The organism is Piscicoccus intestinalis NBRC 104926, assembly GCF_001515525.1.
GTDB classification, from domain to species: domain Bacteria; phylum Actinomycetota; class Actinomycetes; order Actinomycetales; family Dermatophilaceae; genus Kineosphaera; species Kineosphaera intestinalis.
The window spans coordinates 1-17,138 of the sequence record NZ_BCNQ01000103.1; the positions used below are offsets into that span (position 1 = coordinate 1).

Below are 17,138 nucleotides of genomic sequence, written 5' to 3' on the forward strand. Positions count from 1 at the left end.
GCGTCGGCCCGTCGCGCAGCACCCCGGCGGCCTCCTCGAGCAGGAGCCGGTCCGCTCGGGCGGGCCGCCCGACGTGCGCCTCGGGCGCCTCGCCGCCGGGCCGCGGCGACGGTCGAGCACCGGCCGGCGAATCGGCCAGGGAGTCGGCGAGCGCGGCGGCCAGCGCCGGCCCGGCGACGACCGCCTCCAGGAGGCTGTTGCTCGCGAGGCGGTTGGCGCCGTGCAGGCCGGTGCTCGCCACCTCGCCGATCGCCCACAATCCTGTGACGTCGGTGCGGCCGGCAGCGTCGACGACGAGCCCGCCCATGTGGTAGTGCGCCGCGGGGCGCACCGGGATCGGCTCGCGCACCGGGTCGAGCCCGGCGGCGCGGCAGGCGGCGGTGATGGCCGGGAAGCGCGCCGGCATCTGCGCCCCGAGCGCGCCGGGGGTGTCGAGATAGACGCGGTGCCCGGCGCGCAGCGCGGCCCAGACCCCGCGGGCGACGATGTCGCGACCGGCCAGCGGGTCGGGCAGTGCGGGGCTGCCGTCCGCGAGGACGAGCTGCGCACCCTCGCCGCGCACCGCCTCGCTGACCAGCGGCATCGGCTCGGACCCGACGGCCAGCGCGGTCGGATGGAACTGCACGAGCTCCAGGTCGCGCACCCGGGCGCCCGCGCGCAGACCGAGCGCGAGGCCGGCGCCCCAGGAGTCCAGCGGGTTCGTCGTGTGCGCGAACAGTCCGCCGATGCCGCCGGTGGCCAGCACGACGGCGCGCGCCGCGATCGTCACCGGCCCGGCCGCGTCCTCCGCCTGAACGCCCACAATAGTGTGCGACGAGGTCAGGAGGCGGCGCACCCGGGTTCCGGGCCGGATCGTCACCAGCGGGTGGGTCGCCGCCGCGGCGGCCGCGGCGGCCGTGACGACCGCGCCCGTGCCGTCTCCGGCCGCGTGCACGATCCGGGGACGGCCGTGCGCACCCTCGAGGCCGAGCCTCAGCAGCCCGTGCTCGTCGGTGTCGAAGCGCGCGCCCCACGCGCGCAGTCGCTCGATGACGGCGGGTCCCGCGGCGGTGATCGTCGCCGCGACGACGGGGTCGACGAGCCCGGCGCCGGCGCGCACGGTGTCGGCGGCGTGCAGGCTCGGGTCGTCCCCGTCGCCGACCGCCGCGGCGATCCCGCCCTGGGCGAGTTCGCTGCTCGTGTGCTCGCCGGGGGTCCACGGGCACAGCACGGTCGCGGGCACGCCGCGGTCGGCGAGCTCGAGGGCCGTGGCGAGGCCGGCCAGCCCGGCTCCGACGACGAGGGCGCCGGGGCAGGTCTCGTGGCGGCTCATGAGAGCGCCAGCATCGCGTCGACGCTGGCCCGGGCGCGGTCGGCGACGGCCGGTTCGATGGTGACCTCGGTGGTCATCGTCTCCAGGCTGTGGCGGATCTTCGCCAGGGTGCTGCGCTTCATGTGCGGGCACATCGCGCAGGGGCGGATCATCTCGACCTGCGGGTGCAGCGCCGCGAGGTTGTCGCTCATCGAGCACTCGGTGATGAGCGCGAGCCGGCGCGGCGCGCGCTGCTCGACGTAGGCCTGCATCTGCGCCGTGGAGCCGGCGAGGTCGGCCTCGGCGACGACCTCCGGCGGGCACTCGGGGTGGGCGAGCACGACGACGCCGGGGTTGGCGTCGCGGATGCCGCGGATGTCGGCGGGGGTGAACCGCTCGTGCACCTCGCAGTGCCCGGGCCACGTGATGACCTCGACGCCGGTCTGGGCGGCGATGTTCTGGGCGAGGTACTCGTCGGGGATCATGATGACCCGCTCGACGCCGAGGCTCTCGATGACCTTGACCGCGTTGCCGGAGGTGCAGCACACGTCGCTCTCGGCCTTCACGGCGGCGCTCGTGTTGACGTAGGTGACGACCGGCACGCCGGGGTGGGCGGCCTTGAGCGCGCGCACGTCGGCGGCGGTGATGCTCTCGGCGAGGCTGCAGCCCGCCTCCGGGTCGGGGATGAGCACGGTCTTGCCCGGGTTGAGCAGCTTGGCGGTCTCGGCCATGAAGTGCACGCCGGCCAGCACGATGACGTCGGCGTCGACGGCCTGGGCCTCCCGCGCCAGCGCGAGGCTGTCGCCGACGACGTCGGCGACCCCGTGGAAGATCTCCGGCGTCTGGTAGTTGTGCGCCAGGATCACCGCGTTGCGCTCCCGCTTGAGCTGCACGATCGCCTCGGCGTCGTCGGCGAACGAGGCGTCCCACTCGACCCGTGGCACCGCGTGGCGGACCCGGTCGTAGAGCGCGTCGGGGCGGATGGCGATATCGGTCATGGTGACTCCTGGAGTCGGTTCCAGCCGGTCGATCACCGCGAGCCCTTATGCTCACGGTGAGCAAAGCGTAATGCTGAGCGTGAGCATAAGGGTCCTGTGCGACGTTGTCCACCCCGGTCAGCGGCGGCGGGGGATGGGCAGCTTCGTGCCGACGAGCTGACGCTGGGTGTGCACCTCGCGGCGGAAGCGGAACAGCCGGGCGGGGCGGCCGCCGGTGCCGGCGTCGACCTCGCCGGTCTCCTCGACGAGGTGCTGCTGCTGGGTGAGGCGCCGGAAGTTCTGGGTGTGCACCCGGGTGCCGGCGACCGCCTCCACGCAGGCCTGCAGCTCGCCGAGCGTGAACGAGTCCGGCAGCAGCTCGAAGACGACCGGCCGGTACTGGATCGTCGCGCGGAGCCGGGCCATGCCGGTGGCCAGGATCCGCCGGTGGTCGTGCGGCAGCGCGACCCCGGAGACGGCGGGGTCGGCGACGACCGCGTCGGTGCGGCCCGCGGACTCGGCGACCAGGCCCGCCTCCCAGAGGAGTTCGTAGCGTTGCAGGCACAGGTCCGGGAGCCAGTCCGCGCCCGCGAGCCCGAAGACGGCGCCGCAGCGGGCGCGCCGCTCGGCGGAGAGCTCGGGCTCGTCGCCGGCCCAGTCCATGAGGGCCGCGACGAGCTCGGCGCGGGCGGCGTCGCCGGAACCCAGGCGGCGGTCCTCCCACGGGAAGTGCTCGTACCAGCCCGACCAGCCCACCTGCGTGCCCTCGCCGCGGGTCAGGCCGAGGTAGGTGACGGAGATGACGCGGTGGTCGGCCTCGACGCGCTCACGGTCGGCGAACGTGTAGAGCTGCTCGACGTGCCCGAGCCGCAGCCCGGTCTGGGTCTCCACCCACTCCCGGGTGCTCGCCTGCAGCGAGCGCCCGGGACGCAACGGTCCGGACGGTAGGGCCGCCGACCCCTCGTCGGTCGGCCGGGTCAACACGTGCGGGAGCCCGCCGCGGACCGCGACGACGACCGCGACCAGCTCGGTCGACACGCCCGAGCCGCTCATGGTGACTCGTCGGCGGCCGGCGCGCTCGGCACGGTCGGCGCGGTCACGAAGTCGATGAGTTCCTCGACGCGGCCGAGGAGTTCGGGCTGCAGATCGGCGTACGTGCGCACGCTACCCAGGATGCGCTTCCACCCGGCCGCCACGTCGGCCTGCGTGGCGGCAGGCCACCCGAGATGCGCCAGCACCCCGTGCTTCCAGGAGCGGCCGCGCTCGATGACCGGCCAGGAGTCCATGCCGAGCCGCTCGGGGCGCACCGACTGCCACACGTCGACGTAGGGGTGGCCGACGATGAGCACGTGCTCGGGGCTGACCCGTTGCGCGGCCGCGACGATCCGCGACTCCTTGGTGCCGGGCACGAGGTGATCGACGAGCACGCCCATGCGCCGCCGCGCCGTGGGCGCGAAGTCGCGGATGACGGCCGCGAGATCGTCGACGCCGTCGAGCATCTCGACGACGACCCCCTCGACGCGCAGGTCGTCGCCCCACACCTTCTCGACGAGTTCGGCGTCGTGACGGCCCTCGACGAACAGCCGCGAGGCCGTCGCCACCCGCGCCGACGCCCCGGAGACGGCCCGCGAGCCGCTGGCGGTGCGGGCTCCGGCCGCCTGCTGCCGGGCGAGGGCCTCGCGGGCGGCGGCGGTCGGGGGAGTGAGCAGCACCGGCGCCCCGTCGAGGAGGAAACCGGGGCCGAGCGGGAAAGCCTTGACGACGCCGCGCCGGTCCTCCAGGTGCACGACGCGCATGCCGCCGGCCTTCTCGACCGCGACGACCGCGCCGCACCAACCGGTCTGGGCGTCCTCGACGACCATTCCGACCTGCGCCTCGACCTCGCGTTGGCGCCCCCGCGGGGCGGCATGGCGGGCGCGCCAGTCTCCGGCGAGGGGGTCGGAATCGTATCGAGAAGCCCAGGCGTTCACTCGGGCATCGTAAACTTGGCACTCATGTGTCGAGAGTGCCAACGCGCCGAAGGGAGGACGCCATGACCCAGGAACGTCGGATCGCCGTCCTGCGCGCGATCGTGCAGGACTACGTCGACACCTCCGAGCCCGTCGGCAGCAAGTCGCTGCTCGAACGCCACGCGCTGGGGGTCTCGGCGGCCACCGTGCGCAACGACATGGCGATCCTCGAGGAGGAGGGCCTCATCACCGCCCCGCACACGAGCGCCGGGCGGGTGCCCACCGACGCCGGGTACCGGGCGTTCGTCGACCAGCTGGGCACCGTGCGGCCGCTGTCGCAGGCGCAGCGCTCGGCGATCGCCAGGTTTCTGCAGGGGGCGGTCGACCTCGACGACGTCGTCGACCGCACGGTGCGGCTGCTCGCGTCGCTGACCCGTCAGGTCGCGGTCATGCAGTACCCCTCGCTGAGCCGCTCCAGCGTGCGGCACATCGAGCTGCTGCCGATCGGCCCGGCGCGCGCCATGGTCGTGCTCATCCTCGACACCGGCCGCGTCGAGCAGCGCACCGTCGAATCCGACGTCGACCTGACGAGCGCGGCGGGAGAGGAGATGCTCGCCCGCATCCGGGCCCGGTTCAACGCCGACGCGGTGGGGCAGAGCCTCGTGACCGCCTCCGAACGGTTGGCCAGCACACCCGACTCCCTCGAGCCGGGCGATCGCGACATGGCCCGCCGCCTCATCCGGGCGCTGCAGGACTCGCTCGTCGAGGAGCGCGAGGAGCGGGTGGTGCTCGCCGGCACCGCCAACCTCGCCCGGTTCGGCACCGACTTCCCGCTGTCGATCTCGCCGGTGCTCGACGCGCTCGAGGAACACATGGTGCTGCTCGGGTTGTTCGGCCAACTGGCGGCCGACCCCACGCTCGACCCGGCGACCGCGCAGGCGCTGGCGCAGCATGGTGGGGTCGCCGTGACCATCGGCCACGAGAATCCGCACGCCGGACTCGCCGCGACCTCCGTGGTCTCGACCGGCTACGGTGCCGGTGACGACGTCGTCGCCGGCTTGGGGGTGCTCGGGCCCACCCGCATGGACTACGCGGGAACGATGGCATCGGTTCGCGCCGTTGCCCGCTACGTCTCCCGCCTGCTCGACTCCTGAGGACTAAGGACCGCTTCGTGAACGACTATTACGCCGACCTCGGCGTCTCCCGCGATGCCTCGCTGGAGGAGATCAAGCGCGCCTACCGGCGCAAGGCCCGCAAGCTGCACCCGGACGTCAACCCCGGCCCGGAGGCGGAGCAGGAGTTCAAGCGGGTCTCGCAGGCCTACGACGTGCTCTCCGACCCGACGAAGAAGCGCGCCTTCGACGCCGGCTCCGACCCGTACGCGGGCGCGCCCGACGGCTTCGGCCAGGGCTTCTCGTTCAGCGACATCATGGACGCCTTCTTCGGCGGCGGGGCCGCCTCGGCCCGCGGGCCGCGCTCGCGCCGCCAGCGCGGGCAGGACGCGCTCATCCGACTCGACATCGACCTGAGCACGGCGGTCTTCGGCGGCGAGGAGGAGGTCACCGTCGACACCGCGGTGGCCTGCGACACGTGTCACGGAGACGGTAGCCAGCCCGGCACCGGCACGCGCCGCTGCGACGCGTGCGGCGGCTCCGGTGAGGTGCAGCAGGTGCAGCGCAGCTTCCTCGGGCAGGTGATGACGTCGCGGCCGTGCGCCAACTGCCAGGGCTTCGGCACCGTCATCCCCAACCCGTGCTTCGAGTGCTCCGGCCACGGCCGGGTCCGCACCCGCCGCAACCTCACGCTCAAGGTGCCCGCCGGCGTCGACACCGGCACCCGCATCCAGCTGGCCGGCGAGGGCGAGATCGGCCCCGGAGCCGGGCCGGCCGGCGACCTGTACGTCGAGATCCTCGTGCGCCCGCACGAGACCTTCCAGCGCCGCGGCGACGACCTGCACTGCGTGCTCGAACTGCCGATGACCGCGGCGGCCCTCGGCACGACGATCCCGATCGAGACCCTCGACGGGGTCGAGCAGCTCGAGGTGCGCCCCGGCGCCCAGTCCGGGGAGGTGCACACGCTGCGCGGGCACGGCGTCACGCACCTGCGCGGCACGGGCCGCGGTGACCTCATCGCCCAGCTCAAGGTCGCGACGCCGACCCGGCTCACGCCCGAGCAGGAAGACCTGCTGCGCCGGCTGTCGGCGCTGCGCGGCGAGGAGCAGCCCACCGGCAGCCTGACCCACGTCGAGAACGCGGGGCTGTTCGGCAAGCTGCGCGACGCCTTCCGCGGCCGGTAAGGCGGCGCGCCCGTGACGGCCGCTCTGTATTACGTGGAGCCGGGGTCGCTCGACGGGCTCGGCTCCGGGGATGTCGTCGTGCTCGACGGCGACGAGGGGCATCATGCCGCGCGGGTCAAACGCGCGCGGGTCGGCGAGGAGCTGCTCGTCGCCGACGGAGGTGGCTTGATCGCACACTCTAGTGTGGAGTCGGTCGACGGCGGCCGGGTCGCGCTGCGCGTCGTTGCCGTGGAGTCGGTCGGGCGGCCGGCCCCTCGCTTCGTGCTCGCGCAGGCGCTGGCCAAAGGCGGCCGCGACGAGCAGGCGATCGAGACCGCCACCGAGCTCGGCGTCGACGAGGTCATCGCCTGGCAGGCCGAGCGCAGCATCGTGCGCTGGTCGGGCAAGGAGACCAAGGCGCTCGCCAAGTGGACCGGGGTCGTGCGGGCCGCCGGCAAGCAGTCGCGGCGCGCGACGCTGCCGACGGTCTCCGGCCCGGTGTCGAGCGCCGGTTTGGCCGACCGGGCGGGCGGATGCGCGCTCGCGTTCGTGCTTCACGAGGAGGCCGACCGCCGGTTGACCGAGGTGGCCTTGCCCGACTCCGGGGACGTGCTCATCGCCGTCGGCCCCGAGGGCGGCATCGCCCCCGCCGAACTGGACCGCCTCGCCGCCGCCGGCGCGGTGCCCGTGCGGCTCGGCCCCGAGGTGCTGCGCGCCTCCAGTGCGGGCCCGGCGGCCTTGGCGGTCTTGGTGTCACGAACCCGGTGGTGATCGAGGTTTCGGACGACGAGATGAACGCTGCCGCGTCACGGCCGCCAGAAGTACGGGGTGGTCGTAGAGACGGCGACAAGGCCGGCGCGCTCCAGGATGGGCTGCGAGAACGGGGTGGAGTCGCTGTGGATGAGCGTCTTGCCGCCCGCCAGCGCCGAACTGGCCCGCGCGGCGGTGAGGGCGCGGTAGATGCCCTGGTGACGCCACTCCGGCCGCGTCGCGCCGCCCCAGATGCCGGCGAAGTCGGTGCCCGCCACGGGCTCGAGCCGACCGGCGCTGACGACCGTGTCGCCGGCCCGGGCCAGCCACATCTCGACCCCGTCACCGGCGAGTGCCCGCTCGAGGAGGCGCTCGTGCGCGGCCGGTGGCAGCGGCTCGCCGAAGATCTCGTCCTGCGCGATCAGCGCCGCCTGGATCTGCGTCGACGTGCTCGCGCGCTCCACGACGATGCCGGCGGGCAGCGGCACCTCGATCGCCAGGGCCCGCGCGGGGCCGATCATGATCGCCTCCTGCTCGGCGGCGACGAAGCCGTGGTCGAGCAGCGCCTCGTTGAGACCGGGCGCGCGGTCGTGGCCGCGGGTCTTCCACTCCACGCGCCAGGCCCCATCGCGCCGGTAGCGCGCGAGCGCCTGCTCCACCCAGCTGCGGATCGTCGGCTGGTCCGCACCCCCGAGGTCGCGGTAGGTGACGAAACCCTCCCGCCGGCGAAGGTCACGAGCCGCAGCGGACCGAGACGCTCCACCCGGATCGCGCTGGGAGTCTCGGCGTCGGTGCGTAACTGCTCGTCGTAGGCGCGCAGCAGATCCTGGCCGGTGGGGGACATGCACCCATGGTGCGGCCGGATCCGGCCTCGATCGACCGGTTATTCCTCTCGCGGGCAGTCTTCGTTCGGGGGTGCGTGGCACGCCGCCTCGGCAAGCCTGTCGGTGCCTCCCCGTAGACTTTCAGCACGATGACAGACAACCCACGCGCGCCGCGCCGGCCCGCCTCCGAGGCCGGCGACGCCCCCTCCCGAACCGGCGACCAGACCCCGCAGACGCCCGCGGGCGAGGCCCGCCGCACGATCGTCGTGCCGCCGGAGGTCTCGATGGTCACGCTCCTCGGGCCGCACGACGAACTGCTGCGCACCATCGAGCGCGAGCTGCCGCGGCTCGACGTGCTGGCCCGCGGCAACGAGCTGCACCTCACCGGCTCCGACGACGACCTGCACCTCGCCGAGCGGCTCGTCGACGAGCTGCTCGTCGTCATCGCCGCCGGTCAGCCGCTCAACCGGGACGCGGTCGAGCGCAGCGTGCGCATGCTGCGCGAGCGCACCCGCGAGCGCCCGGCCGACGTGCTGACCACGAACATCGTCTCCAATCGCGGCCGCACGATCCGCCCCAAGACCCTCAACCAGAAGCGCTATGTCGACGCGATCGACGCGCACACGATCGTGTTCGGCATCGGCCCGGCCGGTACCGGCAAGACGTACCTGGCGATGGCCAAGGCTGTGCAGGCGCTGCAGGCCAAGCAGGTCAACCGCATCATCCTCACCCGCCCGGCCGTCGAGGCGGGGGAGCGACTCGGGTTCCTGCCCGGCACCCTCAACGACAAGATCGACCCCTACCTGCGGCCGCTGTACGACGCGCTGCACGACATGATCGACCCCGACTCGATCCCGCGGCTCATGGCCGCCGGCACCATCGAGGTCGCCCCGCTGGCGTACATGCGCGGAAGGTCGTTGAACGACGCGTTCATCATTCTCGACGAGGCGCAGAACACCTCGCCGGAGCAGATGAAGATGTTCCTGACCCGGCTCGGGTTCGGCTCCAAGATCGTCGTCACCGGCGACATCACGCAGGTCGACCTGCCCGGCGACACCCAGTCGGGGCTGCGGGTCGTGCAGGACATCCTCACCGGCGTCGACGACATCCACTTCTCCTACCTCACCGCCCACGACGTCGTGCGGCATCGCCTCGTCGGGGCGATCGTCGACGCCTACGGCCGCTGGGACGCCACCCGACCGCACCCCGGCGGCCAGACGAGCGGCCAGTCCGGGCCCATCCACCGACGCCCACCGCGGAGAAACCCATGAGCATCGAGGTCCTCAACGAATCGGGCTTCGAGGTCGACGAGGTCGAGCTCGCCCAGTGCGCCCGCTACGTGCTCGACTCCATGAAGGTGCACCCCCGCGCCGAGCTGTGCATCAAGCTCGTCGACGAGCCCGCGATGGAGGTGCTGCACGTGCAGTGGATGGACCTGCCCGGTCCCACCGACGTCATGAGCTTCCCCATGGACGAGCTGCGCCCCGGCCGCGACGGCGTCGACCCCGTCGAAGGCATCCTCGGCGACGTCGTGCTGTGCCCCACGGTCGCGCAGGCCCAGGCCAGCGAGGCGGGTCACACCACCGAGGAGGAGCTGCTGCTCCTCACGACCCACGGCATCCTGCACCTGCTCGGCTTCGATCACGCCGAGGCCGAGGAGGAAAAGGAGATGTTCGAGCTGCAGCGCACGCTGCTGCTCACCTTCCTCGCGGGCCGCGGTCGCTCATGAGCGGCGCCGAATCCGTCGGCGGGCCCCCGTGACCGGCGGCTTCGCAGTCGCGTTCGTGCTCTGCCTCGTGCTGGCGTTCCTGCTGGCCGCGACCGAGGCGGCGCTGCAGCGGGTCACCCGCGGCGGCGCGCAGGAACTGGCCGACGAGGGGCGGCGCGGCGCCCACTTCCTCGTGACGATCACCACCGACAGCGCGGGCTACCTGTCGGTGACGACGTTCGTGCGGGTCACCCTCGAGATGACCGCCGCCGTCGTCGCCACGATCCTCGCCTACCGCTACTTCGACGACGTGTGGGAGGTGCTGACCGCCGCGATCGGCTGCATGGTGCTCGCGTCGTTCGTCATCGTCGGAGTCAGCCCGCGCACGCTCGGGCGTCAGCACGCCGTCGCCATCGCCCTGGCCTCGGCCCGGCCCGTCGTGTGGCTGCGTCGCCTGCTCGGCCCGCTGGCCCGGCTCCTCGTGACGGTCGGCAACGCCGTGACCCCCGGCAAGGGCTTTCGCGACGGCCCGTTCCAGTCGGAGGCCGAGCTGCGCGAGTTCGTCGACCTCGCCGGCGACAACGCGCTCATCGAGGACGAGGAGCGCGAGATGATCCACTCCGTCTTCGAACTCGGCGACACCCTCGTGCGCGAGGTCATGGTGCCCCGGCCCGACATGATCACCATCGAGCAGGACAAGCGCCTGCGCCAGGGCATGTCGCTGTTCCTGCGCGGCGGGTTCTCGCGGGTGCCGGTCATCGGGGAGGACGCCGACGACCCCGTCGGTCTGCTGTACTTCAAGGACGTCGCGGCCCGCATCCACGACAACCCGCACGCCGTCACCGTCGAAGTGCGCGACGTGATGCGGCCGGTGCCGTTCACCCCCGAGAGCAAGCCCGTCGGCGCGCTCATGCGCGAGATGCAGCAGGACCAGATCCACATGGCGATCGTCGTCGACGAATACGGCGGCACCGCAGGCCTGGTGACGATCGAGGACCTCATCGAGGAGATCGTCGGCGAGATCTCCGATGAGTACGACCGCGAGGGGCCCGGCGTCGAGGAGCTGCCCGACGGCACCACCCGCGTGCCCGCCACGATGCACGTCGACGACTTCGCCGAGTACTTCGACATCGACCTGCAGGACGACGACATCGACGACGTCGACACCGTCGGCGGGCTGCTCACCAAGGCCATCGGGCGGGTGCCGATCCTCGGCGCCACCGGCGTCGTCGAGGGGCTCGAACTGACCGCCGAACGGATGGCCGGGCGCCGCCACCGCATCGCCAGCATCGTCGTGCGCCGACTGCCCGACGACGAGGCGCCGAGCGAAGGAGACCCGTCGTGACCGACTCCCCAGCGGCCTTCCCGACCGACCCGCCGCCCGACTACCGGGCGGGCTTCGCCTGCCTCATCGGGAGGCCGAACGCCGGCAAGTCGACGCTGACGAACGCGCTGGTGGGCGAGAAGGTCGCGATCACCTCGAGCAAGCCGCAGACCACCCGGCACACGATCCGCGGCGTGCTGACCACCCCGGCCGCGCAGCTGATCCTCGTCGACACCCCCGGCCTGCACAAACCGCGCACCCTGCTCGGCGAACGCCTCAACGACCTCGTGCGCGAGACCCTCCTCGAGGTCGACGTCATCGGCTTCTGCCTGCCCGCCGACCAGCGGATCGGGCCCGGCGACCAGTTCATCGCCGCCGAGCTCGCCGAGCTGCGGCGCGGGCGGCGGCGGCCGGTCGTGGCGATCGCGACGAAGTCGGACCTCGTCGACAAGGCGCGTCTGGCCGAGCACCTCATCGCCGTCGACCGGCTCGGGCAGTGGGACGCCATCGTGCCGTGCTCGGCCACCCGCGGCGACCAGGTGAGCGAGGTCGTCGACGAACTCGTGGCCCACCTGCCGGTCTCGCCGCAGCTCTACCCCGACGGCGTGCTCACCGACGAGCCGGAGACGGTCATGGTCGCCGAGCTCGTGCGCGAGGCCGCGCTCGAGGGCGTGCGCGACGAGCTGCCGCACAGTCTCGCGGTCGTCGTCGAGGAGATGGTGCCGCGCGAGGGCCGCCCCGCCGACAAGCCACTGCTCGACGTGCGCGTCAACGTCTTCGTCGAGCGCGACTCCCAGAAAGCCATCGTCATCGGCCGCGGCGGCTCCCGCCTGCGCGACGTCGGCACCCGCGCCCGCACGAGCATCGAGGCCCTCCTCGGTCAGCGCGTGCACCTCGACCTGCACGTCAAGGTCGCCAAGGACTGGCAGCGCGACCCCAAGCAGCTGCGGCGCCTCGGCTTCTGAGTCAGCGCCTGGGCGCTGGATGGCCTCGGCGAGGGTCCCTAGCCCGGGCGGCCCCAGCGAGGCCCGCCCGGCGCCTCCGCGACGCCCTCGCCCGTCGCCGCAGCTCGGCGAACCCCTTTCAGGGCCTCCGTTTCGCACGGGAGCCTGTGCCGTCGGACTGGACCGGCCTGGCGCCGCTGAGCCGCCTCCGCGGAGGTGGTCCGGCGGGAGTCGGACGGTCCCGTCCCGACCGCCGAGATGGGCGTCCCGTGAGGCGGGATCGTCGGCGCGGAACCAGGCTGTGGGCGTCCGGTGAGGCGGGATCGCCGGCACAGACGCTGGCCGCGCGGCGTCGCGCGCCCGCCGAGGCAGCCGCCCGCCCGCCGAGTCAGCCGCCCGCCACCAGCCCTATCGGTTGCGCCGCCAGATCTCGGCGGACAGCAGCGTCGCGAACGCGCACCATCCCGCGTACGGAGCCAGCCACCCGGCGTGGCCGCGTCCGGCGGCACCCGCGCGGCGGGCGAGGTCGGCGCTGCTCGCGGCGAGCAGCCCGGCTCCGAGCGTGGCGACGTCGGGGCGGTGCGCCCGGAAGAACAGCGCGCTCCACGCGGCGTTGAGCACGAGGTTCACCCCGAGGGCCGTGGTGAACCGACGCGCCCCCGACTCGCGGCCGGAGTCCTCCAGCGTGCGGATGACCGAGGCGCTGGTACCGGCGATGTCGGCGTACAGCGCCGTCCACACCACCGGAAACGCAAGGGCCGGAGGCTGCCAGGCGGGCTTGTCGATGCCGCGGTACCAGGCGGAGCCGGGGTCGGAGGCGATCGACCCGGCGACCGCGGCGGCCGTCGTCATCGCGCCGGTCAACGCCAGCGTGCGCGGCCCCCGCTGCGGCGGCGCGGTGCGCATCGCGCGCCGGACCGCCTCATCGAAGCCCGTGACCCCGCCGGGCGGCGCCCCGACCAGGTCGTCGAGGTCGCGCTCGCGGCACACCACCTCGTGCACGAGGCTGCCGACCAGCGGTTTGGCGACCCCGGCATCGACGGGCGTGACCAGCCCGATCCAATGGCTGGCCAGCCCGGGAGTCAGCACCGGCACGGTCACCACGACGCGCGGCAGCAGCCCGGTGACGCGCGCGAACCGACGAATCATGTCCGCGTAGCTGAGCACGTCTGGCCCGCCGATGTCGAAGGTGCGGTTGACGTCCGCCGGCAGGTCGGCCGCGGCGACGAGGTAGTGCAGCACGTCGTCGACGGCGATCGGCTGGATGAGGTTGCGCAGCCACTTCGGCGCGATCATCGCCGGCAACCGCTCGGTGAGGTGCCGCAGCATCTCGAAGCTGATCGACCCGTCTCCCAGCACGACCGCGGCCTGCAGACACGCCGTCGGCACGCCCGAGGCCATGAGCACCTCGCCGACCTCGACCCGCGAGGCCAGGTGCGCCGACAGCTCGCCGCGGGGGTGCAGCCCGCCGAGGTAGACGATGCGCGAGACCCCGGCCGCGCGGGCCGCGTCGCCGAATGTGGCCGCCAATTCCCGGTCGCGGCGCGCGAAGTCGCCACCGGCACCCATCGAGTGCAGCAGGTACCAGGCGACGTCGACCCCGGCCATCGCCGTGCCCAGCGCGTCGGCGTCGCTCGCGTCGGCCTCGACCGCCTCCACGCGCGAACCCCACGGCAGGTCGGTGATCTTCGCGGCGTCGCGGGTCAGCACGCGCACCCGCCACCCCGCCTCCAGGAGTCGGGGGACGAGCAGCCCGCCGATGTAGCCGGTGGCGCCGGTGACCAGTGCCGTGCGGGCCTGCGCGCCGGTGGACGAAACGGTCATGTTCACCTCAGGGTGTCGAGAACGGGAGGAAGCAGGAAAAGCATCGACATCGACCACGCGACGTGCACGAGGATCGGGCCGAGCACACCGCCGGTCACGCGGCGCTGCAGGGCGGTGACGACGCCGAGCACACCGGCCGCGAGCACGAGCAGCGGCACCCCGCTGGCGAGCGTGACAAGCATGTACAGCACGGTCGAGACCGCCACCGCGTGGCGGCGGCCGATTGCGGCGAACAGGGCGCCGCGGAAGTACAGCTCCTCGCCGATGCCGTTGACTGCCGTGACGATCGCGACCACCGGCAGCGAGCCGAACCGGGCATGGTCGAGGAGCCCGTCGACGGGGCCGCGCAGCACGGGGATACCCGCGACGACGACGGCGCCGACGAGGAAGAGCGCGACGAGCAGGGCCGCGAGCGCCGCGGACTGCACGACGGGACGCGCGATGTCGCCGGTGCGGGTCCAGGAATGGCCCAGGTGCAGCGGCCCGGAGGCGAACGCACCGACCGTCCACACGGCGGCCAGGGCCAGCGTCCAGGCGTAGAACGCCGGGTCGCCGGGCGGCACGCGCAGGCTCACGAAGAGCAACACGCCGCCGACGACGAGGGTGGCGGCGGCCACGACCCGGCGGCGCCGGAACGCCGCGTCGGTCTGAGCGTGATCGCGCGGAACGGGGGAGAACAGGGCTGCTGTGACGAAGGCCCGCAGCTCGCTGACCGGATTGATCATGCTGGACCGCGAGCCGTGGGCTGCAGGCGACGCGCCACCGCCCGCGCAGTGCGGCGTCCGGAGACGATCGCCCCCTGGATGGAGGCGGTGTCGCGGTGGTCACCGCACACGTACACGCCGTCCCCGAGGTCGACGTCGCGGCGCACCCGCAGCGGTGGCGACTGGCTGGGCAGGGCGTACGGCACGTCGTGGCGGGTCACGAGACGCCAGCCGTTCGTCGGCACCCCGAGCACCGCGCCCACCTGCGCGAGCACCGCCTCGGTCGGCAGGTCGGCGTCGGCGCTCAGGGCGCTGGCCTGCACGAGGTGCCATCCGGGTGGCGCGTAGGAGGGCGCGGCGTTGGTCATCACCGCGACGTTGACCAGCGGCCCGGGCTGGGAGCGCCCGTCGAGGTGCAGGATCGCCCGGTCACCGGGATCGGAGTCGGTGGCGAACCACCAGGTGGTCACGCCCTTGCCGGCCGGCACCTCGATGTCGAGGAGCTCGCCGGCGGTCACCGGGTCACACGCCACGACGGCTGCCCGCGCTCGCACCGGCCCGGAGCCGGTGTCGACGCGCACCCCGCCGCTGTCGTCCCGGGTGACGGCCGCGACGCGGCAGCCCAGCTCGATCGCCCCGGTGACCGGTGCCGCGAGCTGGTGCGGCAGGGCGGACATGCCCTGGGCGGGCACGCCCGGGGTGCCCAGCGCGAAGGCGCGCACGAGCAGCCGCGCGAAGTTGGCCGACGTCGAGCCGTCCCGCTCGAGCACGACCCCCGCGAGGAAGGGCTCGAAGACCTCGGTGCGGAAGCGGCCGCGAAACCCGGCGTCGTCCCAGCTGTCGCGCAGCGTGGTGTCGCGCTGGCGCAGCAGCCGCGCCACCGGGCCCAGCGCCGGCGCCGACCACCGCGTCAGCGCGGCCAGCTCGCGCATCGACTGCGGGCGCAGGTAGGGACCCTGCATGAGGGAGGCCATCGAGGAGACCGAGGCGGGCGCCGCGTGGGCGAGGGCGCGCGGGCTGACGGTCAGGTGCGTCAGGCCGTCGTCGCGGCGCACCGCGACGCCGCGCTCGAACGTGCCGAGTCCGAGCCGGCGCACGTCGACCTCGTCGCGCACGGCGGGGTAGGCGGGGTTGAGCAGCTGGAACCCGCGGTCGCAGCGGAACCCGTCGATGACGTCGGTGCGCACGCGGCCGCCGACGTCATCGCCCGCCTCGAGGACGCGCACGTCGAGGCCGGCGTCGGCGAGGTGCCGGGCACAGGTCAGGCCGGCCAGTCCTGCTCCGGCGATGACGACATCGGTATCCATGGGTCCTCCTGCTGTCGGTGCGGTCGCCCGGCTCGGGTGAGATCGGCCCAGCGCTCAGTCTCACCCGGGACGGGCGTGGCTGCGCGCTCAACGCCCCCGCGACGCGCCCGGGCCCCGCGTGGGCTTGCTGTGAGCCTCGTGTGAGCCTCGTGTGGGCCTCGTGTGTCACGACACCTCGTGAAAGCGGCGCAGGGCCTCGCGGCGCTCGGCGGCGTGGTCGACGATCCGCTGCGGATACCCGTGGGTGTAGCCGTCGGCGGCGTCCCACGGCTCGTGGGCGGCGGCTCCGGCGACGTGGGCGAGTTCGGGCACGTGGCGGCGCACGTAGTCGCCGTCGGGGTCGAAACGCCTCCCCTGGGTGATGGGGTTGAACACCCGCACGTAGGGCGCGGCGTCGGTGCCGGTGCCGGCGGCCCACTGCCAGCCGTGGTTGTTCGAGGCGAGATCCCCGTCGCGCAGGTGCGCGAGGAAGAAGCGGGCGCCGTGCTGCCAGCGGATGTGCAGGTCCTTGACGAGGAAGGAGGCGGTGACCATCCGCAGCCGGTTGTGCATCCAGCCCTGCGCGAGCAGCTGGCGCATCCCGGCGTCGACGTAGGGATAGCCGGTGCGGCCCGCGCACCAGGCGTCCCAGCGGAGCGCGGTCTGCTCGTCGGCGTCGGGGTCGGTGCCGATGTCGCCGAGCGGGCGCAGATCGTGCCAGGCGGATTCGGGCCGGTGCCACAGCACGTCGGCGTAGAACTCGCGCCAGATGAGCTGGTCGACGAACCGGCGGGCCGCGGTGCTGCCGGCCGCGCGGTGGGCGGCGATATCGGCGAGCAGCGTGCGCGGGTGCAGCGCCCCGAACTTCAGGTGTTCGGAGACCCGTGAGGTGGCGTCGAGATCGGGTCGGTCGCGGGCCGTGTCGTAGTCGGCGAGGCCGGCGTCGAGGAAGTCGCGCCAGGCCTGGCGCGGGTGGCTCGACGGCAGCTCCTGCGCGACCGGGGGCGGCAGGTCGTCGCTCGGGACGCCGGTGAGCCAGCGCACGCCCGCAGGAGCGGCGGCGGGGCCGGGGTGGCCGTGGGCGCGCCAGGCCCGCGCGAACGGGGTGAACACCTGATAGGGCGTGCCGGCCTGGGTGCGGATCCGGCCCGGGGAGATCGCGTACGGGGTACCGGTCGCCACGACGGGCACCCCGCCCGCGGGCAGGGCGCCGAGGGCCGCGTGCACCGCCTCGCCGCGGCGCCGGCCGTACGGCGTGGACTCGCCGCTGACGTGCACGCCG

16 protein-coding genes are annotated in these 17,138 nt (G+C 73.7%); 7 read left to right on the forward strand and 9 right to left on the reverse strand.

The window, feature by feature from the left end:
- The 4 genes from PINTE_RS15135 to PINTE_RS15150 all read right to left on the reverse strand — a co-directional run.
- A partial coding sequence (locus PINTE_RS15135) for an L-aspartate oxidase (protein ID WP_068432428.1) occupies positions 1-1,312 on the reverse strand: 1,312 nt, incomplete at its 3' end.
- Entirely contained in the window at positions 1,309-2,289 is a 981-nt protein-coding gene (nadA, locus tag PINTE_RS15140) for a quinolinate synthase NadA (RefSeq protein WP_068432430.1), read from the reverse strand. The genes nadA and PINTE_RS15135, both read right to left, overlap by 4 nt.
- 117 nt (positions 2,290-2,406) lie before the next feature.
- Positions 2,407-3,321 carry an NUDIX hydrolase gene (locus PINTE_RS15145; protein ID WP_068432433.1) on the reverse strand — a complete coding sequence of 305 codons (915 nt, stop codon included), beginning with the start codon at positions 3,319-3,321 and terminating at the stop codon, positions 2,407-2,409.
- Positions 3,318-4,238 (reverse strand): DUF3097 domain-containing protein, encoded by a 921-nt coding sequence (locus tag PINTE_RS15150; RefSeq protein WP_068432437.1) that lies wholly within the window; start codon positions 4,236-4,238, stop codon positions 3,318-3,320. The genes PINTE_RS15145 and PINTE_RS15150 overlap by 4 nt, the downstream gene beginning before the upstream one ends.
- A gap of 62 nt (positions 4,239-4,300) precedes the next feature.
- On the opposite strand from PINTE_RS15150, the gene hrcA reads away from it, so the two are divergent.
- From hrcA to PINTE_RS15165, 3 genes are read left to right on the forward strand one after another with little or no spacing between them, the layout of a single operon-like run.
- Complete coding sequence (gene hrcA / locus PINTE_RS15155; protein WP_068432439.1) at positions 4,301-5,371, forward strand: heat-inducible transcriptional repressor HrcA; 1,071 nt, start codon at positions 4,301-4,303, stop codon at positions 5,369-5,371.
- A 17-nt stretch (positions 5,372-5,388) separates the two neighbouring features.
- Positions 5,389-6,513 (forward strand): molecular chaperone DnaJ, encoded by a 1,125-nt coding sequence (dnaJ, locus tag PINTE_RS15160; RefSeq protein ID WP_068432440.1) that lies wholly within the window; start codon positions 5,389-5,391, stop codon positions 6,511-6,513.
- Between the two features lie 12 nt (positions 6,514-6,525).
- The gene (locus PINTE_RS15165) at positions 6,526-7,263 is read left to right on the forward strand and encodes a 16S rRNA (uracil(1498)-N(3))-methyltransferase (protein WP_068432442.1); all 738 of its coding nucleotides are present in this window, start codon (positions 6,526-6,528) and stop codon (positions 7,261-7,263) included.
- A 35-nt stretch (positions 7,264-7,298) separates the two neighbouring features.
- Here the strand turns inward: PINTE_RS15165 and PINTE_RS15170 are convergent, their stop codons facing one another.
- Positions 7,299-7,901, reverse strand: coding sequence for a GNAT family N-acetyltransferase (locus PINTE_RS15170; RefSeq protein ID WP_306304865.1), 603 nt, complete (start codon positions 7,899-7,901; stop codon positions 7,299-7,301).
- A 314-nt stretch (positions 7,902-8,215) separates the two neighbouring features.
- Between PINTE_RS15170 and PINTE_RS15175 the strand changes: the two genes are divergently transcribed.
- Genes PINTE_RS15175 through era form a run of 4 tightly spaced genes read left to right on the forward strand, consistent with a single transcriptional unit; the run spans position 8,216 to position 12,063 of the window.
- Positions 8,216-9,337 (forward strand): PhoH family protein, encoded by a 1,122-nt coding sequence (locus PINTE_RS15175; protein WP_068432445.1) that lies wholly within the window; start codon positions 8,216-8,218, stop codon positions 9,335-9,337.
- Positions 9,334-9,795, forward strand: coding sequence for an rRNA maturation RNase YbeY (gene ybeY / locus PINTE_RS15180; RefSeq protein WP_068432448.1), 462 nt, complete (start codon positions 9,334-9,336; stop codon positions 9,793-9,795). Before PINTE_RS15175 ends, ybeY begins: the two co-directional genes overlap by 4 nt.
- A gap of 28 nt (positions 9,796-9,823) precedes the next feature.
- Entirely contained in the window at positions 9,824-11,119 is a 1,296-nt protein-coding gene (locus PINTE_RS15185) for a hemolysin family protein (RefSeq protein ID WP_068432450.1), read from the forward strand.
- A complete protein-coding gene (era, locus tag PINTE_RS15190; protein ID WP_068432454.1) occupies positions 11,116-12,063 on the forward strand; it encodes a GTPase Era in 948 nt (315 codons plus the stop codon). Before PINTE_RS15185 ends, era begins: the two co-directional genes overlap by 4 nt.
- A gap of 387 nt (positions 12,064-12,450) precedes the next feature.
- Here era and PINTE_RS15195 read toward each other — a convergent pair whose 3' ends face one another.
- From PINTE_RS15195 to PINTE_RS15210, 4 genes are all read right to left on the reverse strand, one after another.
- Positions 12,451-13,866 carry a tryptophan-rich sensory protein gene (locus tag PINTE_RS15195; protein ID WP_068432459.1) on the reverse strand — a complete coding sequence of 472 codons (1,416 nt, stop codon included), beginning with the start codon at positions 13,864-13,866 and terminating at the stop codon, positions 12,451-12,453.
- A gap of 2 nt (positions 13,867-13,868) precedes the next feature.
- Entirely contained in the window at positions 13,869-14,591 is a 723-nt protein-coding gene (locus PINTE_RS15200) for a CPBP family intramembrane glutamic endopeptidase (RefSeq protein WP_068432463.1), read from the reverse strand.
- Positions 14,588-15,877 carry an NAD(P)/FAD-dependent oxidoreductase gene (locus tag PINTE_RS15205; protein WP_068432474.1) on the reverse strand — a complete coding sequence of 430 codons (1,290 nt, stop codon included), beginning with the start codon at positions 15,875-15,877 and terminating at the stop codon, positions 14,588-14,590. The genes PINTE_RS15200 and PINTE_RS15205 overlap by 4 nt, the downstream gene beginning before the upstream one ends.
- A gap of 165 nt (positions 15,878-16,042) precedes the next feature.
- Positions 16,043-17,138, reverse strand: a 1,096-nt coding sequence (locus PINTE_RS15210) for a cryptochrome/photolyase family protein (protein ID WP_068432482.1), incomplete at its 5' end; no start/stop codon positions are given.

What these genes read in the sequence shown, in the direction of transcription:
- nadA (WP_068432430.1), bottom strand. Translation starts at nt 2,289, where the DNA reads ATGACCGATATCGCCATCCGCCCCGACGCGCTCTACGACCGGGTCCGC.
- PINTE_RS15145 (WP_068432433.1), bottom strand. Translation starts at nt 3,321, where the DNA reads ATGAGCGGCTCGGGCGTGTCGACCGAGCTGGTCGCGGTCGTCGTCGCG.
- hrcA (WP_068432439.1), top strand. Translation starts at nt 4,301, where the DNA reads ATGACCCAGGAACGTCGGATCGCCGTCCTGCGCGCGATCGTGCAGGAC.
- PINTE_RS15175 (WP_068432445.1), top strand. Translation starts at nt 8,216, where the DNA reads ATGACAGACAACCCACGCGCGCCGCGCCGGCCCGCCTCCGAGGCCGGC.
- ybeY (WP_068432448.1), top strand. Translation starts at nt 9,334, where the DNA reads ATGAGCATCGAGGTCCTCAACGAATCGGGCTTCGAGGTCGACGAGGTC.
- PINTE_RS15195 (WP_068432459.1), bottom strand. Translation starts at nt 13,866, where the DNA reads ATGACCGTTTCGTCCACCGGCGCGCAGGCCCGCACGGCACTGGTCACC.
- PINTE_RS15200 (WP_068432463.1), bottom strand. Translation starts at nt 14,591, where the DNA reads ATGATCAATCCGGTCAGCGAGCTGCGGGCCTTCGTCACAGCAGCCCTG.
- PINTE_RS15205 (WP_068432474.1), bottom strand. Translation starts at nt 15,877, where the DNA reads ATGGATACCGATGTCGTCATCGCCGGAGCAGGACTGGCCGGCCTGACC.